At 63.2% G+C, this 26,706-nt stretch carries 25 protein-coding genes and 1 tRNA gene; 18 read left to right on the top strand and 8 right to left on the bottom strand.

The annotated features are described in order from the left end of the window. Window positions 1-17: 17 nt before the first annotated feature. From A7W11_RS00120 to A7W11_RS00090, 7 genes are all read right to left on the bottom strand, one after another. Window positions 18-1,070, bottom strand: a complete 1,053-nt coding sequence (locus A7W11_RS00120; protein WP_066406259.1) for an ABC transporter ATP-binding protein — start codon at window positions 1,068-1,070, stop codon at window positions 18-20. Beyond that, the gene (locus tag A7W11_RS00115) at window positions 1,067-2,077 is read right to left on the bottom strand and encodes an ABC transporter ATP-binding protein (RefSeq protein ID WP_066122662.1); all 1,011 of its coding nucleotides are present in this window, start codon (window positions 2,075-2,077) and stop codon (window positions 1,067-1,069) included. The genes A7W11_RS00120 and A7W11_RS00115 overlap by 4 nt, the downstream gene beginning before the upstream one ends. 1 nt (window position 2,078) lies before the next feature. Then, on the bottom strand, window positions 2,079-2,951 hold the full coding sequence (locus tag A7W11_RS00110; RefSeq protein ID WP_066122661.1) for an ABC transporter permease: 873 nt from the start codon (window positions 2,949-2,951) through the stop codon (window positions 2,079-2,081). Then, the gene (locus A7W11_RS00105) at window positions 2,948-3,913 is read right to left on the bottom strand and encodes an ABC transporter permease (protein ID WP_066122658.1); all 966 of its coding nucleotides are present in this window, start codon (window positions 3,911-3,913) and stop codon (window positions 2,948-2,950) included. The genes A7W11_RS00110 and A7W11_RS00105 overlap by 4 nt, the downstream gene beginning before the upstream one ends. Continuing rightward, complete coding sequence (locus A7W11_RS00100; protein WP_066122655.1) at window positions 3,910-5,484, bottom strand: ABC transporter substrate-binding protein; 1,575 nt, start codon at window positions 5,482-5,484, stop codon at window positions 3,910-3,912. Before A7W11_RS00100 ends, A7W11_RS00105 begins: the two co-directional genes overlap by 4 nt. Before the next feature lie 68 nt (window positions 5,485-5,552). Then, entirely contained in the window at window positions 5,553-6,941 is a 1,389-nt protein-coding gene (locus A7W11_RS00095) for an NAD(P)/FAD-dependent oxidoreductase (protein ID WP_066406255.1), read from the bottom strand. A gap of 29 nt (window positions 6,942-6,970) precedes the next feature. Next, window positions 6,971-7,357: a nuclear transport factor 2 family protein gene (locus tag A7W11_RS00090; protein ID WP_066122651.1), complete on the bottom strand. Its 387-nt coding sequence runs from the start codon at window positions 7,355-7,357 to the stop codon at window positions 6,971-6,973. A 465-nt stretch (window positions 7,358-7,822) separates the two neighbouring features. Between A7W11_RS00090 and A7W11_RS00085 the strand changes: the two genes are divergently transcribed. The 12 genes from A7W11_RS00085 to A7W11_RS00030 all read left to right on the top strand — a co-directional run bounded on the left by A7W11_RS00085 (window position 7,823) and on the right by A7W11_RS00030 (window position 18,392). Beyond that, window positions 7,823-8,836 (top strand): ABC transporter substrate-binding protein, encoded by a 1,014-nt coding sequence (locus tag A7W11_RS00085; RefSeq protein WP_066122650.1) that lies wholly within the window; start codon window positions 7,823-7,825, stop codon window positions 8,834-8,836. A gap of 2 nt (window positions 8,837-8,838) precedes the next feature. Beyond that, window positions 8,839-9,681 carry an ABC transporter permease gene (locus A7W11_RS00080; RefSeq protein WP_066122647.1) on the top strand — a complete coding sequence of 281 codons (843 nt, stop codon included), beginning with the start codon at window positions 8,839-8,841 and terminating at the stop codon, window positions 9,679-9,681. A 5-nt stretch (window positions 9,682-9,686) separates the two neighbouring features. Further along, a complete protein-coding gene (locus A7W11_RS00075) occupies window positions 9,687-10,508 on the top strand; it encodes an ABC transporter ATP-binding protein (protein ID WP_066122644.1) in 822 nt (273 codons plus the stop codon). Window positions 10,509-10,599: 91 nt separating this feature from the next. Further along, entirely contained in the window at window positions 10,600-11,301 is a 702-nt protein-coding gene (locus A7W11_RS00070) for a GntR family transcriptional regulator (RefSeq protein WP_066122641.1), read from the top strand. 128 nt (window positions 11,302-11,429) lie between these two features. Continuing rightward, window positions 11,430-12,929, top strand: a complete 1,500-nt coding sequence (locus A7W11_RS00065) for a S8 family serine peptidase (protein WP_066406250.1) — start codon at window positions 11,430-11,432, stop codon at window positions 12,927-12,929. A 12-nt stretch (window positions 12,930-12,941) separates the two neighbouring features. After that, a complete protein-coding gene (locus tag A7W11_RS00060) occupies window positions 12,942-13,187 on the top strand; it encodes a hypothetical protein (protein WP_066122632.1) in 246 nt (81 codons plus the stop codon). Window positions 13,188-13,308: 121 nt separating this feature from the next. Then, window positions 13,309-14,244: a DNA/RNA non-specific endonuclease gene (locus A7W11_RS00055; protein ID WP_066406245.1), complete on the top strand. Its 936-nt coding sequence runs from the start codon at window positions 13,309-13,311 to the stop codon at window positions 14,242-14,244. 52 nt (window positions 14,245-14,296) lie between these two features. Further along, complete coding sequence (locus A7W11_RS00050) at window positions 14,297-14,530, top strand: hypothetical protein (RefSeq protein ID WP_066406243.1); 234 nt, start codon at window positions 14,297-14,299, stop codon at window positions 14,528-14,530. Window positions 14,531-14,637: 107 nt separating this feature from the next. Next, window positions 14,638-15,837 (top strand): class I SAM-dependent rRNA methyltransferase, encoded by a 1,200-nt coding sequence (locus A7W11_RS00045; protein WP_066406240.1) that lies wholly within the window; start codon window positions 14,638-14,640, stop codon window positions 15,835-15,837. 32 nt (window positions 15,838-15,869) lie between these two features. Next, a complete protein-coding gene (locus A7W11_RS00040) occupies window positions 15,870-16,475 on the top strand; it encodes a glutathione S-transferase family protein (protein WP_066122620.1) in 606 nt (201 codons plus the stop codon). Between the two features lie 243 nt (window positions 16,476-16,718). Beyond that, entirely contained in the window at window positions 16,719-17,453 is a 735-nt protein-coding gene (locus A7W11_RS00035; RefSeq protein ID WP_066122618.1) for a flagellar brake protein, read from the top strand. 204 nt (window positions 17,454-17,657) lie between these two features. Next, window positions 17,658-18,392, top strand: a complete 735-nt coding sequence (locus A7W11_RS00030) for a flagellar brake protein (RefSeq protein ID WP_082852834.1) — start codon at window positions 17,658-17,660, stop codon at window positions 18,390-18,392. A gap of 46 nt (window positions 18,393-18,438) precedes the next feature. Here A7W11_RS00030 and A7W11_RS00025 read toward each other — a convergent pair whose 3' ends face one another. Beyond that, window positions 18,439-19,743 (bottom strand): phospholipase A, encoded by a 1,305-nt coding sequence (locus A7W11_RS00025; RefSeq protein WP_066406238.1) that lies wholly within the window; start codon window positions 19,741-19,743, stop codon window positions 18,439-18,441. A gap of 152 nt (window positions 19,744-19,895) precedes the next feature. Between A7W11_RS00025 and A7W11_RS00020 the strand changes: the two genes are divergently transcribed. From A7W11_RS00020 to A7W11_RS27815, 6 genes are all read left to right on the top strand, one after another. Further along, window positions 19,896-19,972, top strand: a tRNA-Arg gene (locus A7W11_RS00020). A 209-nt stretch (window positions 19,973-20,181) separates the two neighbouring features. After that, complete coding sequence (locus A7W11_RS00015; protein WP_066406236.1) at window positions 20,182-21,513, top strand: tyrosine-type recombinase/integrase; 1,332 nt, start codon at window positions 20,182-20,184, stop codon at window positions 21,511-21,513. 2,122 nt (window positions 21,514-23,635) lie between these two features. Further along, window positions 23,636-23,998 (top strand): helix-turn-helix transcriptional regulator, encoded by a 363-nt coding sequence (locus A7W11_RS00010; RefSeq protein WP_066406232.1) that lies wholly within the window; start codon window positions 23,636-23,638, stop codon window positions 23,996-23,998. A 687-nt stretch (window positions 23,999-24,685) separates the two neighbouring features. Beyond that, complete coding sequence (locus A7W11_RS28635) at window positions 24,686-25,066, top strand: helix-turn-helix transcriptional regulator (protein WP_235816759.1); 381 nt, start codon at window positions 24,686-24,688, stop codon at window positions 25,064-25,066. A gap of 204 nt (window positions 25,067-25,270) precedes the next feature. Then, complete coding sequence (locus A7W11_RS27155) at window positions 25,271-26,302, top strand: YagK/YfjJ domain-containing protein (RefSeq protein ID WP_162270233.1); 1,032 nt, start codon at window positions 25,271-25,273, stop codon at window positions 26,300-26,302. A 108-nt stretch (window positions 26,303-26,410) separates the two neighbouring features. After that, a complete protein-coding gene (locus A7W11_RS27815; RefSeq protein WP_156522943.1) occupies window positions 26,411-26,701 on the top strand; it encodes a hypothetical protein in 291 nt (96 codons plus the stop codon). Window positions 26,702-26,706 lie beyond the last annotated feature (5 nt).

Raw genomic sequence — 26,706 nt, 5'->3', positions numbered from 1 at the left:
GAAGGAAAAGAATGGACTCAGTCGGGCATGGACAGGGGCGCGCGCGGCAGGCCCGCATCCAGCGTGACGCGGTGGCAGCGCACCCAATGGTCGGGCGCGACCTTGCGCAGCTCGGGCTCGCTGGCGCGGCATTGCGGTTCCGCCACCGGGCAGCGGGCGGAAAAGCGACAGCCCGGCGGTGGCACCAGCGGGCTGGGCGGCTCGCCTTGCAGCATGATGCGGCGCGCCGCGCGGCGCCGCCCGCCGCCCACCGTGGGCACCGCGGACAGCAGCGCCACGCTGTAGGGATGCAAGGGCGCCGCGAAGAAGGCGCGACGCGGCGCGCGCTCGATGATCTGGCCCAGATACATCACGGCGATCTCGTCGCAGATGTGTTCCACCACGGCCATGTCGTGCGAGATGAACAGATAGGTCAGTCCCAGCTCGCGTTGCAGCCGTCCCAGCAGGTTCAGGATCTGGGCGCGGATCGCGACGTCCAGCGCCGACACCGGTTCATCGCAGACCACCAGTTCGGGCCGCGTGGCCAGGGCGCGTGCGATGTTGATGCGCTGGCGCTGTCCGCCCGAGAACTGGTGCGGAAAGAGCCGCTGCTGTTCGGGGCGCAGGCCCACCGCGTGGAACAGTTCGTCGACGCGCGCGGTGCGCTCGGCGGCCGTGCCGATCTGCATCAGCTCCAGCGGCGCGCGCACCGCGTCGCCGACGCGCTGGCGCGGATTCAGCGACGAGAACGGGTCCTGGAATATCACCTGGACGCGGCGCCGCGCTTCCTGCAGGGCGGGTCCGCTCAGCAGGCTCAGGTCGGTGATGCCCAGGCGCACGCTGCCATGCGACACGGGGGCCAGGCGCATGACTGCCATGGCGGTGGTGGTCTTGCCGGAGCCCGATTCACCGACGATGGCCAGCGTCGAGCCGCGCCGCACTTCGAACGACACCCCGTCGACGGCGCGCACCACCTCGGGTTTGCCGAACCAGCCGGAGCGGCCGCGCGGGTAATGGACTTTCAGATCGGTCACGGTGAGCACCGCGGGGGCGGGACTGCCCTGCGCCAGCGTAGCGGATGCGGATGTCATTGAGGCGTCTCCTTCAACCAGCAAGCCGCGCCATGGCCTCCTGCGTCGGCAATCATGGGGGGAATCTGCCGCGCGCAACGTGGCATGGCATGCGGGCATCGTTCGCGGAATGCGCAACCCTCGCCCAGTTCCCACAACGAAGGCACCATGCCGGGAATCTCGGCCAGCTCGGTGCGTGTGTCCTGCCGGCTGGCGCCCAGCTCGGGCAGACAGGCGATCAGGCCTTGCGTGTAGGGATGGGAGGGCGCGCCCAGCACCTCGTCCACGCTGCCCTGTTCGACGACGCGTCCGGCATACATGACGATCACGCGATCCGCCATTTCGGCCACCGCGCCCATGTCGTGGGTGATCAGCACGATCGCCGTGTTGCGCCGTGCCTGCAGGTCGCGCAGCAGATCGAAGATCTGCGCCTGCACGGTGACGTCCAGCGCCGTGGTCGGTTCGTCGGCGATCAGGATGTCCGGCTCGCACGCCAGCGCCATGGCGATCATGACGCGCTGGCGCATGCCGCCCGACAACTGGTGCGGATACTCCTCGACGCGCCGTTCGGGGGCAGGGATGCCGACCGCGCGCAGCAGTTCGATGGCCTGCTGGCGCGCCTGCCGGCCCCCGGCGCCCTGATGGCGCCGCAGCGATTCGCCGATCTGGTCGCCGACGCTGAATACCGGATTCAACGCCGTCATGGGTTCCTGGAAGATCATCGAGATGCGGTTGCCGCGGATGGCGCGCATGTCGGTTTCGGCCAGTTCCAGCAGATCGTTGCCGTCGTAGCGCACGTGGCCACCGGCGATGCGTCCGGGCGGCGTGGGAATGAGCCGCAGCATCGCCAGCGCGGTCATGCTCTTGCCGCAGCCGGACTCTCCGACGATGCACAGGGTCTGGCCGCGTCGCACTTCGAAGTCCACGCCGTTGAGCACGGCGGCACGGCCACGCCGCGTCTGGAACTCCACGCGCAGCGCCTGCACCTGCAGCAATGCGTTGTCGTGTTGAACAGTGGATGCGGTCATGTCAGCGCTCCCGCAGACGAGGGTTGAGGGCGTCGTTCAGGCCATCGCCCACCAGGCTGACCGCCAGCACGGTCAGGAAGATGGCCAGGCCGGGAAAGGTCACCGCCCACCAGGCGGCCAGCACGTACTGGCGGTTCGAGCCGATGATCAGGCCCCAGCTCATGAGATTGGGATCGCCCAGCCCGAGGAACGACAGGCCGGCCTCGAACAGAATGGCGCTGCCGACGGCCAGGGTGGCCGACACGATCAGGGGCGGCAGCACATTGGGAAGGATGACGCGCCAGATCAGGCGCGCGTTGCCCGCGCCGATGCTGCGCTCGGCGCGCACGAACTCCACCTCGCGAAACTTCAGGAATTCACCGCGCGTCAGCCGCGCCGTGTTGGGCCAGCTGACCACGCCGATGGCCAGCGTGATGCTCAGCAGCGTGGGCGAAAACAGGGTAGTGATGACCATGGCGAACAGCAGCGTGGGCAGCACCTGGAAGAACTCGGTGGCCCGCATCAGCACGTTCTCGACCGTGCCGCCGTAGAAGCCGGCCAGCGCGCCCACGGTGATGCCGATCAGCACCGACAGCATGGCCGCCACCGCGCCCACCAGCAGGGTGGCGCGGCCGCCGTAGATCAGGCCGGTCAGCACGTCGCGGCCCAGATAGTCGCTGCCCAGCCAGGCATCGGGCGAGCCGGGCGGGCTCAAGGGCGCGGTGACGATCTCGAAGGGGTCGGCCTGCAGCAGCAACGGACCCAGCAGCGACACGGCCAGAATCAGTGCCAGCAGGGCCAGGCCGGCCAGGGCGGTCGGGTTGCGCGCGAACATGCGCGCGGCCTCGGCCAGGGGATGGGCGGGCGCGGGCGCCAGAGCGGTAGCGGTAGTCATGTCTTGATCCGTGGGTCGACCAGGCGATAACAGAGGTCCGTGAGCTGGTTCATCACCACCACGACCAGCGAGGAGAACAGCAGCGTGCCCAGGATGGTGGGGTAGTCGCGCCGCAGCACGGCATCGGAGGCCAGGCGGCCCAGGCCGGGCCAGTTGAAGACGGTCTCGACCAGGATGGCGCCCGCCAGCACGTTGCCGAACTGCAGGCCCACCAGGGTGACGACCGGCAGCACGGCATTGCGCAGCGCATGCTTGTAGAGCACCAGGAATTCCGGCAGACCCTTGGCGCGCGCGGTGCGCACGTAGTCCGCGCCCAGCACGTCCAGCATGCTGGCGCGCGCCAGCCGGCTGTACTGCGCCAGGTGGATCAGGCTGAGCGTCAGCGTCGGCAGCACCAGGTGGTGGGCTACGTCCAGCACGTCGCGCCAGCCGCCCTGGACCGCGTCCACGGCCCGCATGCCGCCCACCGGAAAGATCGGCCAGGTCGCGGCGAACAGGATGATGAGCATGATGCCGGTCCAGAACACCGGCGCGGCGAAGCCCACCAGCGAGACCAGGGTGACGGCCTGGGACAGCAGGCCGTTGGGGCGCCGCGCCGACAGCACACCCAGCGCCGTGCCCAACACCATGGCGCACAGTACCGAGGACACGACCAGCAGCAGCGTGGCGGGCACGCGCTGCGCGATCAGGTCGGCCACCGGCAGGTTGAAATAGTACGAGTAGCCCAGGTCGCCGCTGAACATCTGCGCCAGGTACAGGCCCAGTTGCGTCAGCAGCGGCTTGTCCAGCCCGTACTGCTGGCGCAGCGCGGTCATGGCCGCCTCGGACATGCCGCCCATCGAGCCGGCGATGGTTTCCACCGGATCGCCGGGCGCGCTGTGCACCAGCAGGAAGTTCAGCACCACGACCAGGGCGACCAGCGTCACCGCCCGCAGCACGCGCGACAGCAGGAAGCGGATCATTGCAAGGTGACCTCGTCGTACGGCGCCAGCGGCCCCCAGATCGAGGTGGGAACGTTGCCGACGCGCTTGCTGGTGACAGTGCGGTAGGGCACCTCGTTGATGAACAGGATCGGGAGGTCGTGCGTGACGGCCTTCTGGAAGTCAACGTAGAGCTGCTTGCGGCGTTGCGGATCGGGCTCGACGGCGGCGGACTCCAGCAGCTTGTCGACCGCCGGATTGGCGTACGCCTGGGTATTGGTCCAGATGATGGGCTTGATGTTGCTGGACAGGTAGGTGCGCGCCACCCCGATCACTGGATCGCCCCAGTTGAAGACGTTGTCCATCGTCATGTCGAAATCACCGCTGGCGATGCGCTTGGCCCACGAGGGAAAGTCGGCCGACGCGCGCACTTCGACGGCGATGCCGATCTTTTTCAGTTGCGAGCGCAGATACTCGGCCACGTTCTTCTGCTGGTCGTCGCTGCCCGGGATGTAATCCACCGTCAGCTTCAGGCGCTCGCCGCCGTCCTTGGCGGGGTAGCCAGCGGCGTCCAGCAGCGCAGCCGCCTTCTTCAGGTCCAGCGCGTAGGGTGCCAGGTCCTTGGCGGCGAAGGGGCTGCCGGACACGATGGGGCCGATGGCGGGTTTGGAGAAGCCGGCGTGCAGCGCCTTCGAGATGAAGTTGCGGTCGACCGCGTGCGCGATGGCCTGCCGCACTTCGAGCTTGGACAACGGTTCGCGCCGCAGGTTGAAGGCCAGCCAGTTGATCGCGCCTATCCCTTCGTAGCCTTTGTCGGTCACCACCAGGTTCGGGTTGCCCTGCAGGCGGCGCAGTTCGACCGGCGAACTCAGGCTGGGCAGCATCTGGATGTCGCCGCGCTCCAGCGACAGGGTCAGGCTGGACAGGTCGGGCATATAGTTGAAGATCACCCGATCCAGCTTCGGGCGGCCGGGCAGGAAGAATTTGTCGAAGCGTTCCAGCACCACGCGTTGGCCGGGCACGAACTCCACCAGCTTGAAGGGGCCGGACCCGACCACGTCCTTGGTGTTGCGCGGATGGTTTTTCAGGTCCGTGCCATCGTCGTAGATGTGCTTGGGCAGGATCGGAGCCAGGGCCGGCGACATGGCTAGCAGGATGGCCGGGTGCGGCTGGCTCATGCGCAGGATGGCGGTATGCGCATCTGGCGTGTCGACCTTCTCCAGCGGCGCGAGCATGGTCGAGAAGGGGTGGTTGGCCTTGATGGCCATCAGGGAGAACGCCACGTCGGCCGACGTGACGGGCTGTCCGTCGTGGAACACGGCATTCTTGCGCAGGTGCAGCGTCAGCGTGCGATTGTCCGGCGACAACTCCCACGATTCGGCCAGATAGGGCTGGGGATTCCATTTGTCGTCGAATCGCAGCGGGCTGGCGAACAGTTGGGTCGATGGCATGGCGGTGGCCAGGCCCGACTGCACCGCGCCGTCCAGGTGGCGTGGCACGGCCGTGCTGCCGACCACCAGCGTGCCGCCGGCGGCGTGCGCGGCGGGGGCACCCGCCGTGGCCAGGGCCAGGCCGCAGGCGGCCAGGAGTCTTCGGAGATTGGGTGTACGCATCGTTTTTCCCTTGAATGAGTTTCTCGCCTTGATCGGCTCATGCAGCCGCGGTGTGCCGCGGTCTTGCTCTACAGCACTTCGTCCTTCAGGTGATACCAGCGGTACAGCAGCGCCTGGCCCAGTCGCCTGAACGGCGCCAGCGGGTGGGTGGGCAGGCTGCTGTCGTAGATGGGCAGGTCGAACGCCGGGTCGGCGCGGCCCGCGATGCGTTGGGCCATGCGCCGCCCCGCGTGCGCGGAGAAGCTGACGCCGTTGCCGCCGTAGCCCAGCGCGTAATACACGTTCTGGCGTGGATCAGGCTGCGCGATGCGGGGCATCATGTCGTGGCTGACGTCCACCCATCCCCACCACGAGTAATCGATGTCGATGCCGCGCAGGGCGGGAAACTTCCGGTACAGGCCATTGACCAGTAGCCGTTCATGTTTCGGATGCCGGGCATCCGCGCCCGTGATGGAACTGCGGCTGCCGATCTGCACGCGGCGGTCGGGCAGCAGGCGGTAATAGAAGCGCAGCGTACGGGTATCCGTGATGGCTTCGTGGGTCAGGAAGTTCGTCGCCGCCAGCTCGGCGTCGTCGAGGGGACGCGTCACGATGCTGTTGGACAGGATGGGGTAGCAGCGTCCCGCCAGGCTCGGGTGCAGGCTTGCGGCGGTGTAGGCGCCGGTGGCGATGGCCACGGCGCGGGCACGCACGGTACCGCCTGGCGTGCGCAGCAGGTGCCGCTCGCCCTCTGTCTTCCAGCCGGTGACCGGGCTGCACGGGTGCAGCGTCGCGCCGTGTTCTCTTGCCATGCGCATGTAGCCGCGGGCAAGCTTGAGCGGATGCACGCTGATGCCGTCGGGTTCGTGCATGGCGCCGTGGGTTTCGGCGTCGCGCACGTAGTCGTGATGCACCTCGTCGCGGCTCAGAACGCGGGTGGCATAGCCGAACTGATCCCGCATCAATGCGGCCTCGCTGCGCAGGAAGGCCATCTTCTTCTCGCGATGCGCGATGTACAGATGGCCGCCGGGCTGCGGATCGCAATCGATCCTGGAGACCAGTTCGCTGAAGGTGGCGAAGCCCGTTCGGATCTCGGTGTCCAGCCGCCGCGCGATATCCATGCCCCAGCGCGCTATCCATTGCGAGCGGTACAGCCGGCCGCTGGCGTTCTGGCCCTGGCCACCGTTGCGGCTGGTGCAGCCCCAGGCGATCTGGTTGGCCTCCAGCACGGCGGACTTGATGCCATGTTCTTTCGCCAGGAACAACGCGGTGGCAAGGCCCGTGAAGCCCGAGCCGATGACCGCGACGTCGACGTCGCGGTCGCCCGCGATCGGGCCGTCGTCCTGCGCCGGCGCCCCCGCGGTGTCCACCCAGTACGTGGGGGCATAGTCCTGTCCGCTGCCGGGGCCCGGCGACACCAGGGGATCGTAGGTGGGGTTGTAGGCCTGGCTGCGTGTCGGGCGTGCTGACGTATCCATGATCGATCCTGTCTATGTTCGCGTGCGGCTCAGGCCGCTGCAGCGATGCGCTGCTTGCGGAACACGTTCTTCACCAGGATCTTTCCTTCGCGGAACGTGAAGATGTCCACGCCATCGACTTCGATGGCGCTGCCATCGGCGGCGGTGCCCGTGAAAGTCCATTCCGAGACGCCGCGGTCGCCGATTACCCAGTGCCGGCCGTTTTCCCACTGCGCGTCCGGCACGGTCTGCCATGCTCCCGCGAATGCGCGGGCCACGGCCTCGTGGCCTTCGTGGCGCGCACCGCAGGTCAGGGGACCGGCGGCCGTTTCGAACACGCAGTCCTCGTGCATGAAGGACATCAGGGCCGGCAAGTCGTGGCGGTTCCAGGCTGCGCTGAACGCTTCCAGCATTGCCGCGTCGGGTGTGGTTTCCATGTGTGCGTCTGTTTCCATGTCGTGAATGAGGCCAGCACGGCCTCGCATGGGACTAGACCTTACGCAGCCTCGGATGCGAGCCATAGATCCAGCGCCGAGGGATGTTGGAGCCAGTGGTCCACACGCCCGGCCCAGGACGATCCGCATCGTCGGATGCCACGCTGGCCATGCGGCGCATCGATACAGTGCGCCGCCCGCGGGTGGTGCGGGTCATGCATGGTATTGGTGCCAGGCATGTCGGATCCGCCATGCACCTTCAGCCCTCTGCGAGAAGCCACTGCCCCTCCGGGCAGGGCGCATTGCCGTCTGAAAGGCGGTCGATCGGCGTCTTTTCTTCTGGGGCGAGGCTGCCCGCATCGCTGGCACGGATGTTGCTTCGAAAACTTGTACACAAGCTTGGATTCAGTGGTGCGCCTGGCCGCCTTGCTGTCTCCGGCATCCTCGTCAACGATCCTGGAGTTCTTCATGAGCAACCGTATTGCCGACCTCGCCAGCCCGCCGAATGCCGGACGGCGCCGCACGTTGTTGACGGGCGCGGCGGCGTTGGGCGTGCTGGCCGCGCCCGCGTTCGTGCGCGCGCAGTCCAGCCCGAAGATCCGCGTCGGCTATTGGCCGGTGGCGGCGGGACTGCCGTTCTTCGCCGCGATCGAGAAGGGGTACTTCAAGGAAGCCGGACTGGACGTCGAGGCCCTGAAGTTCGCGGGGCCCCAGCAGGTGATGGAAGGCATGCTGGCCGGACGTTGCGATGGCAGCGCCAATGGCACCGGCGCGGCCAACCTGGCCATCGGCGAGATCGCCCAGCCCGGCCTTTTCAAGATCTTCTGCACCAACCCCAGCAATGCCAGGAACGTGCTGGAGGAGTTCCTCGTTGCCAAGGACAGCCCCATCAAGACCGCGGCGGAGTTCAAGGGCAAGCGCGTCGCCTGCGGCCCGGGCATCCAGAACGTGACGCTGGCCAAGACCATGCTCGAGCGTGCCGGCGCCACCGGCGCCACCGTGACCGAGTTGCCCATCGGCCAGCACGTCGCCGCCATCGCCGCCGGCCAGGTGGACGGCGCCTACACGCTGGAACCCACCGGCACCGTGGGGCGCCTGAACGGCACGACCCGCGTGCTGGAAGCCGGTGTCGTGGCGCATTACATCCTGGGTGATCCCCTGGCGCCCTGGCATGGCGGCGCGGCCAGCCTGACCACGGAGTTCATCAAGAAGCATCCCGACGCCACGGCCAAGTACATCGCCGCCTACAAGCGCGGTGTCGATCTCGTGCGGCAGAAGCCGGACGAGGCACGCGAATTCATGAAGGGCTATACGGCCATCGAGGGCCAGTTGACCAAGGAAGTGCCGCTGGCCGCCTACATGCTGCACGACGAGTTCAAGGACAGCGACGTGGCGTACTTCCAGAAGTTCTACGACCTGTTCACCGAGAAGGGCATCTTCGCCAAGAAGGTCGACGTCGCCTCGCTGCTTTACAAGGCCTGACCATGTCCAAGGCGTCTACTTCCTCCACGCAGGCGGACGCCGCGCCCGGCTGGGCGCCGCCTGCCTCGCACGACGCGGCGCCGCCCAGGGCGCCCTTGCGCGACCGGCTCCTGCCTTTCATGGGCCCCGTCGTGCTGTTCCTCATCTGGGACCTCGTGGTGCGCGCGGGGATGATCAAGGCCATCCTGCTGCCCAGTCCGGCCGACACGCTGGTGGCGCTGGTCTCCGGCCTGGCGGGCGGGCCGTTGCTGACGGACTTCCTGGTCACGGTGATGCGCACCGTGCAGGCCTTCGTGATCGCCGCGGTGATCGGCATGCCGCTGGGCGTGCTGCTGGGCAGCAACGAACGGGCCTACCGCAGCGTCGAGTTCCTGATCGACTTCTTCCGGTCCACGCCGTCGTCGGCGTTGATTCCGTTGTTCCTGCTGGTCTTCGGCGTCAGCGACATCAACAAGGTGGCCATCGCGGCATTCGGCGCATTGCTGATCGTGGTGTTCAACAGCGCCTACGGCGTGATCAATGCGCGCAAGCAGCGCGTGATGGCGGCCAAGGTCATGGGGGCGTCGCGCTGGCGCATTTTCAAGGACGTCCTGCTTTGGGAAAGCCTGCAGCCCAGTTTCGTGGGCCTGCGCTCGGCGGTGTCCATGTCGCTGGTGATCGTCATCGTCGCCGAGATGTTCATCGGGTCCGAGAACGGCCTGGGCCACGCCATCATCGATGCCCAGCAGATCCTCAACGTCAAGACCATGTACGCCGCGATCCTGGCGGCCGGCGCGCTGGGCTACGTGCTGAACATCCTGTTCCTCGTGCTGGAGCGGCGCGTGGTCCACTGGAGCGGAAGGTAGATTCAATGAGTATCGTCATCAATCCTCCGGCTTACGCCGACGTGCCGGCGCCGCGCTTCACGCCCGGCCCGGCAGGCACGCACATCACCATCCGCGGCCTGACCAAGTACTTCGCCGGCTGGCCGCTGTACGAGAACTTCGACCTGGACATCCCGAAGGGAAAGATCGTCTCGGTGTTCGGCCCGAACGGCTGCGGCAAGAGCACGCTGATCAACATGATCGCGGGGCTTGTCCCGATCGATCGCGGCGAGATCCTGTTCGATGGCAAATCGCTGAAGGACACCCGCATCGGCTACGTCTTCCAGAACTACCGGGAAGCGCTGTTTCCCTGGATGCGCACCATCGACAATATCGCCTATCCCCTGCTGCTGGAAGGCCGTGGCAAGGCAGAGGTCGATCGCCGCATGGAAGAGCTGGTCGCTTCGTTCGACGTCAAGTTCGACCTGAACCGCTATCCCTACGAATTGTCCGGCGGCCAGCAGCAGACCGCGTCCATCATGCGCGCATTGGCGCCTCGGCCGGAGGTGCTGTTCCTCGACGAGCCGTTCTCCGCGCTGGACTTCGAGATGACGCTGTTCATCCGGGAGAAGCTGCAGGAAGTCTTCATGCAGACGGGCACGACCATGCTGCTGGTCTCGCACGACCTGGAAGAGGCGGTGTATCTGGCGGACCAGATACTGCTGCTGACCAAGCGGCCGACCAAGGTCGCGGAGATACTGGCCTACGACGATGCTCGCCCGCGCACGGTGGAGACGCTGTCGCAGCCCAGTTTCGTGGCGGCCAAGAAACTGAGCCTGGAGATATTCCAGCGCGAGGTGCGGCGATGAGCCAGGACGCATCGGGCCGGATGCCTGCGCCGGGATACCGGGCATGACGCAGGGGTGGGCTGCCGAACGGCCGCCGACCGGGACTCGGCAGATGCCCGGCGGCGTCATGCGGTCGCCGTCCACGCATCGCACGCGCGCCGATGACGTGTACGCGCTGGTCAAGCGCGCCATCGCGGATTTCCGTTTGCTGCCTGGCGACAGGTTCACGGAGGGCGATATGGCCCAGCGGCTCGGCGTGTCGCGAACGCCCGTGCGCCAGGCCTTGTTCCGCCTGCAGCAGGAGGGGTTTGTCGAAGTGATGTTCCGCAGCGGCTGGCGGGTGCTGCCGTTCGACTTTGCCCGGTTCGATGCCATGTACGATCTGCGTCGCGTGCTGGAATCGGAAGCAGTTCGCCGCCTTTGCTCGGCAGGCCCGGACATCGACCCTGCCGCGCTCGATGGATTGCAGGCGATCTGGCTGTGCGGCGTGGCCGAGCGCTGCGCGGACATGGCGCAAGTCAGCGTGTGGGACGAGGCTTTTCATTGCACCCTGGTAGCGGCGGCCGGCAATGACGAGATGGCGCGCGTGCACCGCGAGCTGACGGAGCGTATCCGGATCATCCGTCGCCTGGATTTCACCAAGCAGTCACGGGTGTCGGCGACCTACGACGAGCACGGCGCCATCCTGCGGGCCATCCTGGCACGCCAGGCCGATGAGGCCTGCGGCCTGCTTGGCGAGCACATCGCCGCCAGCCAGGCCGAGGTGCGCAAGATCACGCTGCACGAGATACACCTCGCTCGCCTGCGTGGTTGAACGGTACTGTCACACGACCGTCATCCTTACCGACGGATACGGACGCCGCCCACGGTCCTTTGCATAATTGCCTGCTGCCACGAGGCATCGCCTTCAGCGATCCCGTCACCAACAGGAGTAGCAACCCAGTGGTCCAGGCCGATCCCAAGCGTTCCCTGCTGTTCGTGGTGCTTCCCAACGTCAACGTGTGGAACACCGACGATCCCGGCAGCAGCCAGTCCTTCATGCGTTCGGCCAGCCGCATGGCGGTGCGCGGTCCCGAGGCCAAGGCCCCGGCGCGGCCCGCGATGATCCATGCCGCCGCGGCGCTGGACCGCGTGGCGCCCAATGACACGGTGCTGCTGTCCCTGGACCAGGCACAGCGCCTGGCCCTGCAACGCGAGTATCCCGGCCTGCGCATCGTGCCCGTCACGCGGCTCGCGCCGTTGTGGCTGCGCCGTATCGACGTCTCGCCCGTGATGGGCGCGTCGTCCGGCCGCAAGCAGACGCTGGACGTCGAGGTGGTGGATGCCGCCACCGGCAAGCCGCTGGCCGGCGTGGACGTGGTCGGCTTCACCGATCGCGCCGAGCGCGTCGGCAACACCGGCCGCACCAACGCCCGCGGCATCGCCCGCCTGGCCTTTCCGGCCAGCGTGACGTCGCTGGAATCGGTCGAGGCCATTCCCGAGTCCGGCTACTGGCCGGCCTATGTGCGGCGCGTTTCCCTGGCCGATGGCCGCGCGCGCCTGCAGGCGCCGCCCATCGACCTGGCCGCGCAGGACATCCGCAGCCATTTCAAACTGATCGGCGAGGATGCCGACGGCCACGGCGTGAAGGTGGGCGTGATCGACACGGGCGCGTCCCGGCATGCCGACCTGCACGTGCGGCGCGGCCGCAACGTGGTCAAGGGCGAGCCGCCCGCCGACGTCACCGACCACATCGGCCACGGCACGCACGTCGCGGGCATCATCGCCGGACGCGGCAGGCCGGGGCAGGGCGTGCGCGGCGTGGCGCCCGGCGCCGACCTGCACGTCTACAAGGTCTTCGGCAAGGAAGAGGAAACGGCCTCTTCCTTCCACATCGCCAAGGCCATCCGCATGGCGGTGGACGACGGCTGCGACCTGGTCAACCTGTCGCTGGGCGGCGACAGCGAGGTGCCCGACGTGCTGCGCGAGATCCAGCGCGCCCGCGCCATGGGCGTGGTCTGCATTGCCGCCGCCGGTAACGACTACCGTTCCGAGGTGGATTACCCGGGCCGCTACAGCCAGGTGCTCGCCGTCAGCGCCAGCGGCCGCAAGGGGGTCTATCCCGCGCACGCCGCCCAGGTGCTCAGCGCCGCCAAGCCCTTCGGCACCGATCCGAAAGACTACGTGGCGGACTTCAGCAACGTGGGCAGCGAGATCAGCCTGATCGGCCCTGGCGTGGGTATCGTTTCCGCTTATCCAGGCGGTTACGCCGTGATGGACGGCACCTCGATGGCATGCCCGGCCATCGTCGGCGCGGCGGCCCGGCTGCTGGCGCGTTCGCCCAGGATATTGGGGATGGATCGGAACCAAAACCGTTCCGACGCTGTCGTAAAAATGGCACTCGACGCGGCCCGGCCACTGGGGCTGGGCGCGGGCTTTGAGGGGGCCGGAATTTTGGTGTAGGATGAATTCATCATGAGCCGCTACGTCATCTGCTATCAGGGCGATTGCGATCCTCCCCGCAAAGAGGAACGTCAGGTCATGTCGTCCCTGAACAAGCATGCCGCCACGGTCATCGAGCAAATGCCAGGGTCCCTGTTGGTGGACGGCATCGAGGCCGACATCGCCGCCGCCCTGGACCGGCTCGAACACTGGACATACACCCCCGAACGCAGCGTCCGCATCCGGCCGCCGCGCAAGCACATCAAGCAGCCTGCCTGAGCGGCAGGTGTCGACATCCAAAGCCCGGCCGCCCGGGCTTTTGTTTTGCCGCCGGATAGCCGCGTCCGGCGCAGACCTCCGATTTCTTCAACCTGCGTTTCCACCCTGAGGCAGCACAGCAATGGCGAAGTCAGGCAAGACCGCTCCCCGGTTCCGGTTCGCCCCGGAAACCCAATTCGAAATCGAACGCGTCAAGACGGCTCCCGAGCCGCTGGAAAGCTACGGCGACCGCGAGGGCTACGACCCTGCGTTCATCGATCCGCAGCGGCCCGTCGGCCTGCCCGTGCTGGGCAAGGCATTGCAGCGGGACGCCGCCACCCATGCCTGGCGCGGCGCCAAGACCCACGTGTTGCCCTATACGCATTTCTCCACGGCCGTGTCCAAGTCGCGCCGCCTGCCGATCTTCAGCGCCTGCAACATCGACGGCGCCAACCTGCGCTCGGTGCCGCGCAGCAATGTGTGGAAGATCGATCCGCGCATTCCCGAGAAGTACCAGATCCTGCGCGAAGCCTACGGCGCCGAACAGAAGGGCTATTTCAGCCGGGGCCACATGACGCGCCGGCAGGATCCGAACTGGGGCAGCAAGAAAGTGGCGACCCTGGCCGATGCCGACACCTTCCACGCCACCAACGCCGCGCCGCAGGTGCAGTTCTTCAATGGCGGGTTGTGGGGACGCATCGAGGACTACATCCTGGAGAACGCCGACACCGACAACATGCGGGTCAGCGTCTTCACCGGACCGGTCTTCGCCGAGGACGACCCGGTGGTGCATGGCGTGCAGATCCCGGTGCGCTTCTGGAAGATCGTGGCCTTCATCCATGACGAAACCGGCCAACTGGCGGCATCGGGCTACCTGGCGTCGCAGGCCAAGGCCATCTCGGACCTGCGGCCCGCCTTCGTCTTCGGCGACATCGAGCATCAGCAGCGTCCGCTGGCGGCCATCGAGGAACTGGCCGGCCTGACCTTCCCGGACCTGGCGCAGTGCGACGTGCTGGCGGGGGCGGGCGCCGATTTTGCGGCGGCGCTGCGCGACGTACGCGACATCATGCTCGCGTAGCGGTATCCTGCCGCCTATAGACAAATAAACACATTTACGGGCACCAGGAGACATGCACCAACAGATCGCCATCGGTGTGTTCTGTGTATTGCTTGCGCTCATCGCGGCGCTGGTGGGCCGGCTGGTCTATTGGCATTGGGTGAAGAAGGCGCCGAGGGAGGTCCGGCAAGTCGAGGGCGAGGTCATCGAACCCGACCGCGACGCCATCCCCCCGGCCTATTCCGCCCTGGCGATCCTGGTGCTGTTCGCGGTGCTGGTGGGGGTGTTCATCGTGCTGACGAACTAGTCCAGCGTGATACGATCCTCGCGGGGCGCGGTTCGCAAGACCGCGCCCCGTTTCCTTTTCTCCACGGGCCAGCCGGCGCCGGCTGGCCCCGCACATAGCAAGGCCGCATGGGCAGGTTGATTCTCAAGCCGGGCAAGGAACGCTCGTTGTTGCACCGGCATCCCTGGTTGTTCGCGGGTGCGGTCGATCGTGTCGAGGGCCGGGTCTCGCCCGGCGCCACGGTCGCGCTGCACGCCTGCGACGGCCGTTTCCTGGCGCGGGCCGCCTACAGTCCCGAATCCGCCATCCGGGCGCGCGTCTGGACCTTCGACGAGGCCGAGCCCGTCGATCACGCCTTCATCAAGCGCCGTATCCAGCGCGCCTTGGCCCTGCGCGCCGACCAGGTCAGCGGCACCGGCGCGGTGCGCCTGGTGTTCGGCGAGGCCGACGGCATGCCCGGCCTGGTGGTCGATCACTACCGTTCGCTGGACGGCCAACGCCAGCAATTGGTCTGCCAGTTCATGGCCATCGGCGTCGAGGCCTGGAAGCAGGCCATCGTCGATGCCCTGGTGCGCGAGACCGGCTGCGGACACGTCTACGAACGCTCGGATGCGTCCGTGCGCGAGAAGGAAGGCCTGGCCCAGACCACCGGCGTGCTGGCGGGCGATGAACCGCCCGAACTGCTGCTGGTGGAAGAGGGCGGGGTGCGCTATCAGATCGACGTGCGCAACGGCCACAAGACAGGCTTCTACATAGACCAGCGCGACAGCCGGGCCCTGATCGCGCGGCATGCCGCCGGCCGCGACGTGCTGAACTGCTTCTGCTACACGGGCGGCTTTTCGCTGGCAGCCCTGAAGGGCGGGGCGGCCAGCGTGCTGTCCGTCGATTCCTCGGGCGAGGCCCTGGCGCATGCGCGGGCCAACGTGCTGGCCAACGGCTTCGACGCCGGGCGAGCCCAATGGCTGGACGCCGACGCGTTCCGCACCCTGCGTTCGCTGCACCAGGAAGGCCGGCAGTTCGACCTGATCGTGCTCGATCCGCCCAAGCTGGCGCCCTCGCAGCAGCACGTCGACCGCGCGGCGCGCGCCTACAAGGACATCAATCTGACGGGCCTGAAGCTGCTGCGGCCTGGCGGGATGCTGGCCACGTTTTCGTGTTCCGGCGCCATCGGCGCGCCGCTGTTCCAGAAGATCGTGGCCGACGCCGCGGCCGACGCGGGCGTGGATTTGCGCATCCTGGACCGGCTGGGCGCGGGCGCCGACCATCCCATGCTGGCCAGCTTCCCCGAAGGCGAGTACCTGAAAGGGCTTTGGCTGCAACGCATCTGAACGACGATTCAACCCCCCGGAGACAAACCGACATGAAGCTCTTCTACTCGCCCACCTCCCCGTACGTGCGCAAGTGCGTGGTCCTGGCACTCGAACTGGGACTGGACGGCCGCATCGAACGGCTGCCCGCCGCCGCCAACCCGATCAACCGCGACCAGAGCATCGTGCCGGTGAACCCGCTGGGCAAGGTGCCCACGCTGGTGACCGACGACGGCCTGGCGCTGTTCGACAGCCGGGTGATCTGCGAGTACCTGGATGCCCTGGGCGGCGGCAAGATGTTCCCGGCGGGCCAGGACCGCTGGGTGGCGCTGGCCAACCAGGCGTTGGGCGACGGCCTGCTGGATGCGGCGCTGCTGGTGCGCTATGAAGTCGGTCCGCGTCCCGAGGCGCTGCGCTGGGAAGACTGGAAGCGCGGCCAGAACGAAAAGATCACCAGTTGCCTCGAGCGCCTGGAACAACTGGCTGGCGGCTTCGGCGACAAGCTCGACATCGGCACCATCACCCTGGGTTGCGCGCTGGGCTACCTGGATTTCCGCTTCGCCGGCCTGGACTGGCGTGGCCAGTACCCGAGCGCGGCGAAGTGGTTCGCCTCGTTCAACGCCCGTTCGTCGATGCAGCAAACGTTGCCGCCGCAGTAAGCCTCCATCCCTGCCGTCCCGCGGCGCATGGCCGCGGGAGCGGCGCACCGTGGGAACATCTCCACAGTTACAGAAAAGAAACGTGAATGTCGCAGAGCCGGTGAAATCTCTCTGGTAAGATTTCCCGACAGTTGTTACTTTTTTATACGGCGGCGAGCGCGTATCTGCCGTCAGTAGGCGCCTGCCGACCGCTCAGGGGCAGGCTGTCATCCACGCGTGTTTCGTCGCCCCGCAGACAATGCCATGAACGACTCCAATCAGTTTTATTCGGTGACTTCGAAGCTCGAGATCGCCCGGCTGTTGCACCTCGCCCAAACCCGCAACGCGCTGGTGTTGATGCGCATTCCTGGCCGTCCGGTCACCAGCCTGACCACGGTGCTGCACGCCGACGGCCACGCCGATTCGCTGTACCTCGATGCCGCGCAAGATGTCGAGCTGAACCACCGCATGATCAGCGGCGGCCGCGTGCTGTTCGAGACCACCATCGACAGCATCACGCTGGCGTTCGAAACCTCGGGCGTGAAGATGGTGCAGTACGAAGGCCATCCGGCGCTGCACTCGCAACTGCCCGAAGCTGCCTCGTACGCCCAGCGCCGCGACAACTTCCGCATGGACGTGCCGATGCAGCAACCCGCCATCTGCGAACTGTGGGCCGAACACGATTACGATTCCGCGCCGATCCGTCTGGTCGTGCGCGACATCAGCTCCACGGGCCTGGCCCTGGCCGACACCGCCATGGCCATCAACGTGGCGCCGGGGTCGAAGTACCGTTGCAACCTCGAACTGCCCGGCGTGGGCTCGTTCGAGCTGTCGTTGCGCGTGGTGCACCACCATGACGACGAACTGGCCAAGGGCGGCCTGGCTCGCCGGGTCGGCTGCCAGTTCGATGGCCTGGACGGCTCCACCGGCATCCGTATTCAGGCTTACGTCAACCTGCTGCAACGCGAACTTATCTCGCGCCAGCGCGGCTTGTCCTGATCTCGCTCACCCTCATCGAGAAACGCGGTGTGCCACACCGCGTTTGTCAAAAAACTGACGGAACACTTTGATAGGATTTGGAGACTTTTGACGCTGTTTGCTACGTTGCCGGAGATATCTCACTGAACCGGCCTCGATCGGGACTGCCTTGGCGCCCCGGTCGCACGCGTAGCGCGTCCGACCTGTCTCAAGGATGTCCTGTCGATGGATTCGACGTTTCCATCTCGCGTGGCGAACTCGCCTCTCGAAATCGTCCGATTGCTGGAGCTGGCCCAGTCCCAACGCGTTCCGCTGACGGTCTCGTTGTCCAGCGACAGCGTTGCCGGCGTGACCGCGGTCCTGCACGCGGATGTCGCCTCGAATACCCTGCTGATGAAACCGGTCCGCGAAGACGCGGTGAACCGGATGCTGGTGCGCGGCGGCCGCGTCGTCTTCGAGACGCCGGCGGACCAGCTTGGCCTGATGTTCGAAACGCCTGGCCTGTCGTTGATCGACTATTCGGGCCACCCGGCGCTGCATAGCCATCTACCCGAGCGCGCCTCGTATGCGCAACGCCGCGATACCTTCCGCGTCGACATCCCGACCAGCCACGGCCTGGTCTGTGAGCTCTGGCCCATCAGCAGCACCCGCAAGACGCCGTTCCGGCTGAAGGTGCGCGATATCAGCGGCACGGGCATCGCCCTGGTCGACAGCTCGCGGTCGCTGCCCGTGACACCGGGCACCGAATACCGCGCGCGCCTGAAGCTGCCCGACGTCGATGCCTTCGAGTTCCACCTGAAAGTGGTGCATCACCAGGAAGAGTGGCTGGCCATGGGCGGACGCATTCGCCGCATCGGCTGCATCTTCGATGAGCTGGGCCGCATGGCGTCGTGGCGGGTGCAGTCGTATGTGGACGCGTTGCAACGCATACAGATCGCCAAGCAGCGCGGCTTGTCCTGATGTCCGGACGCCTCGGCTGCCAGGCAGCCAGGGCGTCCGCGAACCTTTACGGCACGATCGACACGCCGATCCGGAACTGCGACTCGTTGCGCTGGTTGTAGCCCAGCAGCGTTTCGCCGTAGCCGTTGAAGTACTGCAGGTGCACGTAGCCGTTCATGTCGAACCACGAGCGCAGCGGCCAGGCGAAGTCCACCTGCGTGGTGCGGCGGCGCTGGTCGCCCTGGCGGTACATGGCCGACAGCACGGGGCCGTTGTCCAGCGCCCAGCGCACGTTCCAGTCGACATGGCCGGCATAGTCGCTGTAGTCCTTGTTCTCGGACGCCTTGCCGAAATAGCCCTTGATCTTGGGGCCGAAGCTCAGCGTGCTGCCGCTGTCGAAGCGGTAGTGCAGCGAGGGTTGAATGTAGCCGTCGTTGATCGAACGCGAATCCGCGCCGTCCTTGCCATTGGACATATGTTCCACGCCCACGTTCATGCCGAGGCGCCAGTTCTGGTTGGCGGACTGCCACACGTCATCCTTCAACCAGAAGAAGCTGGGATTGAACGTGGTGTCGACGAAGGGCTTGGAATCGCCTTCCAAGTCCCACAGCGACGTCTGCGTATAGCCTAGGTAAAGGTTCTCGGCGAAGGTGGCCGGCCGGTCGCTGGGCGGCGTGAACAGCCGGTACTTGGCGCTGAGCTGGAAGCGCGCGCTGGTGCGCTCGCGCGTGCCCACTACGAAATACGAGGGTTGATAGGCCGACAGCGCGCTGCGGAAGGTGTCGAAGCCCGAGTTGTGGTCGACGGGGGCGCGTCCGGCCACGGCGGCCTCGGGGGCGGGGCCGGAGGTCGGCGAGGCGCCGGCTTGCGTGACCTGCGCATCGGACAGCGGTTGGCCGGTACGCGCATCCACCACGGGTACGTTGGCCGGCGCGGCGGTGATGCTGCGGCCGTCGTCGCGGCCCGTGGCTTCCAGCGCCAGCAGCGCGGGTTCGCCTTCGATGGACACGGCCTGCACGCCGCGCGCCTGCGTCGGGACGACCACGTCCCAGGCCACGCGCGCGAAGTTGTTGACGGGGATGGTCAGGATGGCCGGCTCGCCGGGCAGGGTGGCCACGGTGCGCATGACGCCGGCGGCGCTGCGCCATTGCAGCACGAGTTGGCGGGGGGCATTCCAGCGCACGCTGGTGCCGCCGTCGTTGAAATACACCGCCTCCAGCCGCACCGTGTCGCCGGGCGAGGCCGCGGGGCGGTCCAGTTTGTAGGTGACGCCGGCCAGGGCGGGCGTGCACGCGGCGGCCAATGTGGCGGCTGCGAAAATGGTGCGCCAGGCGTGGCGGGAGGGGAAAGCGGAAGGGGCCGAAGCTTGCATGACGGTCCAGTATCGAGGCCGAAAAAGGGTCGCTGAACTGTATCACCCGCCTGTAAGCGCGGTGCTACGCCGTGTAAGAGTGGCTGCAAAGCGCGTGTCGGTGCATGTCGGCGGTTTCGGCCTCTATAATATGCACCGCATTTCGGCCCCGGCCGCCCTTAGCTCAGGTGGATAGAGCACTCGCCTTCTAAGCGAGCGGTCACACGTTCGAATCGTGTAGGGCGGGCCAATTGATCGTCCGGATTGGTCCGATAAATTCCAGAATCCCCATTTAAGATATTGATCTTGATGGGGATTTTTCTTTTTGTAGTCCAACCTTGTCCAAGGTGCTTCAACGGAATCCAGCGGTGGTAAGTAAACTTTTGAGTAAAATTTTGGTAAGATTGGCTCGCTAAAGACGAGACAAACTTATCAGTCATCACTAAAAGGATTTGCCGTATGCCCAAGCTGGCAACCGGGCTAAATGACCGTTCGATCAAGAACGCGAAGCCAAAAGAGAAGGCGTATTCCTTGGCGGATGGCGAGGGGCTGTCTCTGGTCGTATCGCCTGCGGGCAAGAAGTCTTGGTCGTTCCGTTATCGAGTCGACGGCAAGCAGAACGCAGTGGTGATCGGCGAGTACCCCGCAATGGCGCTGGCACAAGCCAGAGCCAAGTCGTCCGAGCTGCGAATGAATGTGAAGGCGGGCGAAACGATCTCGGGTGCTCGGGCCGAGCGCAAGGCTCGACGTGAAGAGGCAAGCGCGACCAGTTGGGAAGACCAGAACGAGGACTGGCAGTCGTACTCTTTGACGGCCGTGTCCAAAAAATGGCTTGAGGAATACGCGCGAACCCATGCCGCAAAAACGAACTACCAGGTGCGGTACATCGTTGAGGAACACTTTCAGCCCCAAGTCGGCAACCTGGATATGCGCACCCTTCGTAGTGGGGATCTGACTACGATGCTTCGTCGCATGGCCGCTGACACACCGGCTCAGGCAGAGGTTGCCATGCGCTGCATCTACGGCATGATTGACTACTGCATTGCAGAGAACATTCGGGAAGAAGATCAACGCCTTCAGTTTCGAGGCGTCTTGCCCAAGAAAAGGCGCAAGAAGCATATCCCAGGCGTCACGGACGAACGCTTCATCGGCGAGTTGATGACAGCCATTCACGGGTACGGCGGCTTTGTCGTGCGTGACGCCTTGCTGCTTTGCTCATGGACCATCTTAAGGCCAGGCGTGGTCGCCAGTGCACGTTGGGATGAGATTGATCTGCGGCGCGCAGAATGGCACATCCGTGGCCAGAACGAAGACGGCACGAATCGAATGAAGATGGGATTCGATCACATCGTCCCGCTTCCACGCCAGGCAGTGTCGATGCTGAGGGAAATGGCAAAGCTGACAGGAAAGCAGAAATTCGTGTTTCCGCCTATGGGGGGGTGGAACCAAGAACATGTTCACAGAGACGCGCTATCCAAAGCCTTGCGGGATATGGGGTTCCGCGGCAAGCATACCCCGCACGGATTCCGGGCGTCTCTGCGTACGTTGGCACGAGAGCGTTTGAAAGTTGACGTCGATGTGCTGGAAGCCCAATTGGCACATGCCAAGAAAGATGATGTGCAGGCCGCGTATGACCGGACTCAGTTCTTGGATGAGCGTAAAGCGGTGATGCAAATGTGGGCAGATTATTTGGACGAAAAGATGCAGGCGCATTGTGTCCGCAGCACCTCCTGGGATGGAGCTTTCGAGGAGGTTTTTGATTTGGCGGAGAGTAAAGACACGAGCACGTAGCTCTAGCGCTAGATGTCCGCTAGGCGCAGAAACCGCTACGCGCGCCACTGCAGAGGTGGGGTGCTGGCCGTCGCTGCTCCTTGAACACCTCGATTTCTCACAGATTTCGACCATGTTCGTTTCTTTTTTCTATGATGCTTCGGCCAGGATTCCTGGGCGTATCCAAAGTCCAGACTTGCGTTGTTCGGATTTGCTAGTAGAAAGTTGCTGGCGCATTATGTCCGCCGAATCTTTCGAGGCGGAGCTTGAGAGAACGTTTTTGGCTTGGTGGACGTTGGGCAAGGTCACGTAGACTTGGCGCTTGCAATCCGCGAGGCGAAAAATTCTCTACTCACTCCACTGCAGGGGAGCAGCCGGCACCGGAGGGGGCTCAAAAAACCGCGATTTCTCGTGGAGTTCGGCCATTCCTGTTAATGACTCTCCGGCGGAAATTCCTAGCTGCCGGCAAGGAGTGCACGCTTTTGGCTTGTGCAGGCTCATCGAAGAGTGCCACCAAACCCTATGTCCAGACTTGCATTGTGCGGACTGCTAGCAGAAAGTTGCTGGCGTATTATGTCCGTAGCATCTTTCGAAACAGGGCTCGAGAGAAATTTTGCGGCTTGGCGGACGGTGGGCAAGGTCATGTAGACCTTGCGCTTGCAATCCGCGATCCGAAAAATTCTCTAATCATGCCACTGCAGGGGGGGGCGGACACGGCTATTCCTCAAAAAACCGCAATTTCTCGCGGATTTCGGCCCTTCCTGTTAATGATTCTCCGGCAGAAATTCTTAGCTGCAGTCAAGGAGTGCAAGCTTTGGGCTGGTGCAAGCTTTGAAGGCTCATCGATGGCTCCACCAAAATTATTTCTCAGTAGTCTTCTCATTGCTCTACATGAAAGTTGCGCGTTCTCTAAGCTCTTCGGCTCTCTTCGCGTTCTCTTCGGTTGATCAAGAGGGGCGTGATGAAAAGGCTGCAGATGCTTGCTGCTCGCTCACCTAGTCCTACTGTCTAGCCACAGCATCGTCCGGCACATCGGCACGCTCTTTCTTTCAGGTTTTCGCATGTGCGTGAGATCCGCCGCAGAGTAGTAAGTCTCTCAGCACTTTGGAGACTCTTCGTACTCTTTGATCTTGTTAATCAGCAAGCTGCCGCTACGGATCAGCGTGCAACTCGGACGGGAACCGAGGCACTGCGCCGACTGACCCAGAGCGGCGTAAATTTCGAACACTTCGTGGGTGATCGAGAGATTGTCTGCAAATTGGATTGAGTTGGCTGACTGACGTCAGTACGGATTGATGGCTTCTTGATACTCTGCCCAATCCTTCATGTCTTTCAGGCGGCGAGCCAACTCACGTGCGTAAGGATTGTTTGGATCCAACTTCGGTCGAGGCTTCTGCCGTTCGAGATCAGCTAAGTGGGCGTTCCACTGATCTGGTGTAGCTAGGACATATCCAGGGCATGGGGCTGACTCGACGCCCGATGTACACCAACCGGCTGATCGCAGGCTTTGCGCAGCAGTAGTTGCCCATTCGCAGGAGATTCGATCACCTTCCATGCACTTTTGAGCCACATACCGGTACCACCCAGGGGCTTCTCCAACGAAAGTGCCTCCGGACCAATCTTGATCCGAAGCACTGCGCAAAGGGGCGGCTAACTTGACTTCTGTAGGAGGTGATTTCCTTGCGGCGGTTTTGGGTGAGCAAGGCGCCCAACCTTGCTTGTAAGACGGAGCATCCTCGGGGCCATAGCACCAACCGTGCTCTCGGAGCCATTTGCTCTCTTGATCCCGAATGGGGCAATACTTTTGCTGCACCTTCGTGTCTGAGCTGCCGGCGCATTGATCATGCGCGTTGTAGTACGTCTGCACATGCCTGTGTGCTTCTGTCGGCTGCGCACTATGGGCGGCCCAACCAACTGTAGAGAGATACATCGCCAAGAGTCCGCGCCCAATGACGAAGCATCGGTTTGATGCCCAGCTCATGTTCCATCCACCTTAGAAAGTCGACAAATTAGACTTTAAAGGTTGAGTGACAAATTATCCAGATGTCAATTTCAACTAAATAGGTTGACAATCAACCTTTTGGTGTGTTACGTCATTCGTGTTAAAGCCTAACCATCTCCACCTGCACAGTTGGAGTTGGTAATGACACAAGATGAACAAAAGTTCTTGAAGAGACTGGGGCGAACGATCGCCAAGAAGCGGAAAGCGGCTGACTACACGCAAGAACAAGTTGCAGATAAATTGGAAATCGGCAGCGAGGCGGTTTCGAGAATTGAACGTGGTCTTGTCAGTCCGGGATTTCCGAAACTCTTCCAGCTCGCCGATTTGTTCGACTGTGGAATCGAAAGTTTTTTTGTCGAAGGTAGTCGGAGGCCTAGTGATGTGGGGGAGCGCGTCGCCAGGATGCTGGAGGGGCTCAGCGAATCAGACCGAACTCTGATCCTTGCAATCATTGAGCGTCTCTCGAAGCGGCTGAGCAAAGCTGCGGATGACTTTGACGTATAAAAAATCGGTTCTTGGCACACAGAACCTGGTTGAAGAATCTCTTGAAGCGCAGCTTGGGCGTGATCAGTTCCACTCGGAGATCTAGGCTGAGACCTGCTCGCAAACCTATTCGTAATGAGCGAGAAGTGCTGGCCAAGACGCGCCAGCTACGGAGGCACCGCGAAGCTTTCAAGCCTCTGAGTTCTCGCGCTGTGACCCCTCAGCACTAAAATTTTTGCTTGATTCCTTCGCGAGCTTTTGCTGCGAGATCGCGTTTATGCGAGAGCAGAAGATTCTCTGCTGGCTAACGCGATCGGGCTAGGCATGTCCTAATGCGAGAAAAAACTTAGTGACGGCCTCCGCCAGTCGTGCACCAACTGTGTACTCTGATTCGTCTAGGTATGCGGTTGTTGGGCGGTATCGCGATGCCCATCATGGTTGCAGACCCGGCCTTCCACGTTGTGTGAGCCGCATGGTAGGTCTTGCCGAGAGTGCTGCGCTCGTTGGGCGGGCGTCGTGCCTCCGCTTTCTTCGCCGCTTCTATATGCAATCACACGAGACATCAGCTAGCCAGCATCAAATTCGTCAACTGGTCTGCTGACCAGTGACTCGCAGCTCGACTTCGTCTTTGTAGTTGTCGTGACGAAGAACGATCTAGTGGTTCGCGCCTAGGTTGTTGGGCCATCGACGCCTGCAAGCCAAAAAACGGTGGTTTATCGCGGTTTTTTTGCATCGGCGATTCTTGTTAATGGTCTTGAGCTCGCTATCGGGCTTGTGCACTTCGATCGAGTGCACCGCTCAACAAGAATCTACACGCAATGGATGGGCATGTTGTCTTGCCGGTTCATGGCGTCACGTCTGAAGGTTTCGATGCACTCCACCGTACCCAACACCGCGCAGTCACAACTTCCCCTTGAGGGCTTTGTGCGCATCAAGCAGATCATCGCTCCTAATGGGCCAATTCCTGTTAGCAAATCCACCTGGTGGGCGGGCGTCAAGTCAGGAAGATTCCCGAAGCCCGTGAGGATCTTTGGTCCTAGGATCACCGTGTGGAATGTGAAAGAAATCCGCGCGTTGATTGAACTGTAGCTTCAAAGAGAAGGGCAGATCAAACACTAACTTTCACAACATGGCCAGATGAAAAATATGCGTTTTTCTATGCCAGAGCAAGAAGAGTGCACCAATTTTATCTGAAGGGTTCTGGTTCTTATGTTATTTGAATTGAAATCAAACCGTAGGGCACATTCGAACTTAGATATTTCACATCGCAGCTCGCATGTGGATGGAGCGTCGGTGCTAGAAACTGATGACACTCTCAAGTTCTTTGGATCAAACGAGGATCTCGCTACTGCAGTTGATAGAGTTGTCGAGGTAGCGAAGCTGGCGCTCAGTTCGGAGTGCCGATTCTTCTCGCTAGATGTTGCGAGCCCTTCTGTATCGTCTCATCTTGGCGGATGCAGAAAAATAGCGCAGGCCGTTCAAACTTATTTGCCGCGCCTTCGAAAGGCTCTCCCGCGTTACAGAGAAAATCCATATATTGCTCTCGTAGATGACGCTTTTGCGAAAGGGGGGCGTGCTGAACGGGCTGCGCATAGGTGGCTATCGAAAAAAGAGATGTCATCCAGAGCGACATCCGAGATCCTAGCTAAAAGAATAAACCGTGCCATTCGCGAGATGCGAACCAAGTCTATGGATGCAGTTTTCCAGCGAGATCTGAAGGATTTCACCAGGTCATCTGCCAAGAATAAGAGGGAGTTGGATCGCTATGTCGATGCAATTTTTGAAAAAAGAGCTCGGCTATTGGTTGTTCGTGTGGACCTAACGTATAGGAAAAGAGTTGATGACCCGGGAGCAATAGAGCGACGCTTGCAGATGTCGCTTGTGAAAAACGACTGGTCAAAGATGTATAGCGCTTTACAGAATGATCTTTCTGAAATCGAGCTCGAGGGATTTGCATACAAGATTGAGTACGGTCCTGAAAAGAAGTTCCATATTCATATCATGCTGCTTCTCGATGGTTCGAAAGTTAGGAAGGATGTTTTGATTGCAAGAAAAGTGGGTGAGTGTTGGCAGAGAATTGTTCCAGATGGCCAAGGCCTCTACTTCAACTGCAACGCAAAGAAGTACAAGTACGCGGCGCTAGGGCCGATCGACTGGAGTGACGAGAAGAAGAGAGAAATACTTTCTGAATTTGTCGTGTCCTACCTCACTAAGCCTGATATGTATCTACCTCTTGTGATGAATGGAGAGAGGAGATTCGGCAAAGGAAACACTCCGCGAAAAGTCTCTCAGCGAGGACGCCGTCGAGCGGGACTGGAATCGTAGGTTGTTCGGAACGCAGTGTGGCATCATGAAAAAAGCAGGCTCCGTTTTGCCAGCTCTGCTCGGATTGGATCTTCATCATGCCGCTCTGCTTCTTTCTAATTTCACAAAATGGTCACTCTTAGAACTGACATCGAAAGAGCCCTTGATGAGCTGGCCTCTCAAGAAGAGGGAATGCGTTTTCAGGGGCTGGCGGTCGTGATTGGCAAGTTGCGCTGGCCCGAGCTTATCGCCCGGCAGCGCAAGAAAGATTTCGGTCTTGATGCTTATGCGCCAGCTAGCCTGGCGCCGGGAGGGATCGGAACGGGACTTGCAGCATCGATCACGCCATCGCTCAAGAAGATCTCTGAATCGCCCCGGGTTTTGCGGAGGCTCCAACTCTTGAGAGAATGCGAGCCATGAGCAAG

The sequence above is a fragment of the Bordetella ansorpii genome, assembly GCF_900078315.1.
In the GTDB taxonomy this organism is placed as follows: domain Bacteria; phylum Pseudomonadota; class Gammaproteobacteria; order Burkholderiales; family Burkholderiaceae_B; genus Bordetella; species Bordetella ansorpii.
The sequence above is the reverse complement of the archived record's forward strand: the minus strand, read 5'-3'. Positions and strand labels throughout refer to the sequence as shown.

Excerpts from the sequence above, each read along its gene's own strand:
- A7W11_RS00080 (WP_066122647.1), top strand. The coding sequence starts at position 8,839 with ATGTCCAAGGCGTCTACTTCCTCCACGCAGGCGGACGCCGCGCCCGGC.
- A7W11_RS00075 (WP_066122644.1), top strand. The coding sequence starts at position 9,687 with ATGAGTATCGTCATCAATCCTCCGGCTTACGCCGACGTGCCGGCGCCG.
- A7W11_RS00070 (WP_066122641.1), top strand. The coding sequence starts at position 10,600 with ATGCCCGGCGGCGTCATGCGGTCGCCGTCCACGCATCGCACGCGCGCC.
- A7W11_RS00120 (WP_066406259.1), bottom strand. The coding sequence starts at position 1,070 with ATGACATCCGCATCCGCTACGCTGGCGCAGGGCAGTCCCGCCCCCGCG.
- A7W11_RS00035 (WP_066122618.1), top strand. The coding sequence starts at position 16,719 with ATGAACGACTCCAATCAGTTTTATTCGGTGACTTCGAAGCTCGAGATC.
- A7W11_RS00015 (WP_066406236.1), top strand. The coding sequence starts at position 20,182 with ATGCCCAAGCTGGCAACCGGGCTAAATGACCGTTCGATCAAGAACGCG.
- A7W11_RS00085 (WP_066122650.1), top strand. The coding sequence starts at position 7,823 with ATGAGCAACCGTATTGCCGACCTCGCCAGCCCGCCGAATGCCGGACGG.
- A7W11_RS00045 (WP_066406240.1), top strand. The coding sequence starts at position 14,638 with ATGGGCAGGTTGATTCTCAAGCCGGGCAAGGAACGCTCGTTGTTGCAC.
- A7W11_RS00050 (WP_066406243.1), top strand. The coding sequence starts at position 14,297 with ATGCACCAACAGATCGCCATCGGTGTGTTCTGTGTATTGCTTGCGCTC.
- A7W11_RS00100 (WP_066122655.1), bottom strand. The coding sequence starts at position 5,484 with ATGCGTACACCCAATCTCCGAAGACTCCTGGCCGCCTGCGGCCTGGCC.
- A7W11_RS00095 (WP_066406255.1), bottom strand. The coding sequence starts at position 6,941 with ATGGATACGTCAGCACGCCCGACACGCAGCCAGGCCTACAACCCCACC.
- A7W11_RS00025 (WP_066406238.1), bottom strand. The coding sequence starts at position 19,743 with ATGCAAGCTTCGGCCCCTTCCGCTTTCCCCTCCCGCCACGCCTGGCGC.
- A7W11_RS00060 (WP_066122632.1), top strand. The coding sequence starts at position 12,942 with ATGAGCCGCTACGTCATCTGCTATCAGGGCGATTGCGATCCTCCCCGC.
- A7W11_RS00030 (WP_082852834.1), top strand. The coding sequence starts at position 17,658 with ATGGATTCGACGTTTCCATCTCGCGTGGCGAACTCGCCTCTCGAAATC.
- A7W11_RS27815 (WP_156522943.1), top strand. The coding sequence starts at position 26,411 with ATGGTCACTCTTAGAACTGACATCGAAAGAGCCCTTGATGAGCTGGCC.
- A7W11_RS00055 (WP_066406245.1), top strand. The coding sequence starts at position 13,309 with ATGGCGAAGTCAGGCAAGACCGCTCCCCGGTTCCGGTTCGCCCCGGAA.
- A7W11_RS00090 (WP_066122651.1), bottom strand. The coding sequence starts at position 7,357 with ATGGAAACCACACCCGACGCGGCAATGCTGGAAGCGTTCAGCGCAGCC.
- A7W11_RS00010 (WP_066406232.1), top strand. The coding sequence starts at position 23,636 with ATGACACAAGATGAACAAAAGTTCTTGAAGAGACTGGGGCGAACGATC.
- A7W11_RS00105 (WP_066122658.1), bottom strand. The coding sequence starts at position 3,913 with ATGATCCGCTTCCTGCTGTCGCGCGTGCTGCGGGCGGTGACGCTGGTC.
- A7W11_RS00115 (WP_066122662.1), bottom strand. The coding sequence starts at position 2,077 with ATGACCGCATCCACTGTTCAACACGACAACGCATTGCTGCAGGTGCAG.
- A7W11_RS00040 (WP_066122620.1), top strand. The coding sequence starts at position 15,870 with ATGAAGCTCTTCTACTCGCCCACCTCCCCGTACGTGCGCAAGTGCGTG.
- A7W11_RS00110 (WP_066122661.1), bottom strand. The coding sequence starts at position 2,951 with ATGACTACCGCTACCGCTCTGGCGCCCGCGCCCGCCCATCCCCTGGCC.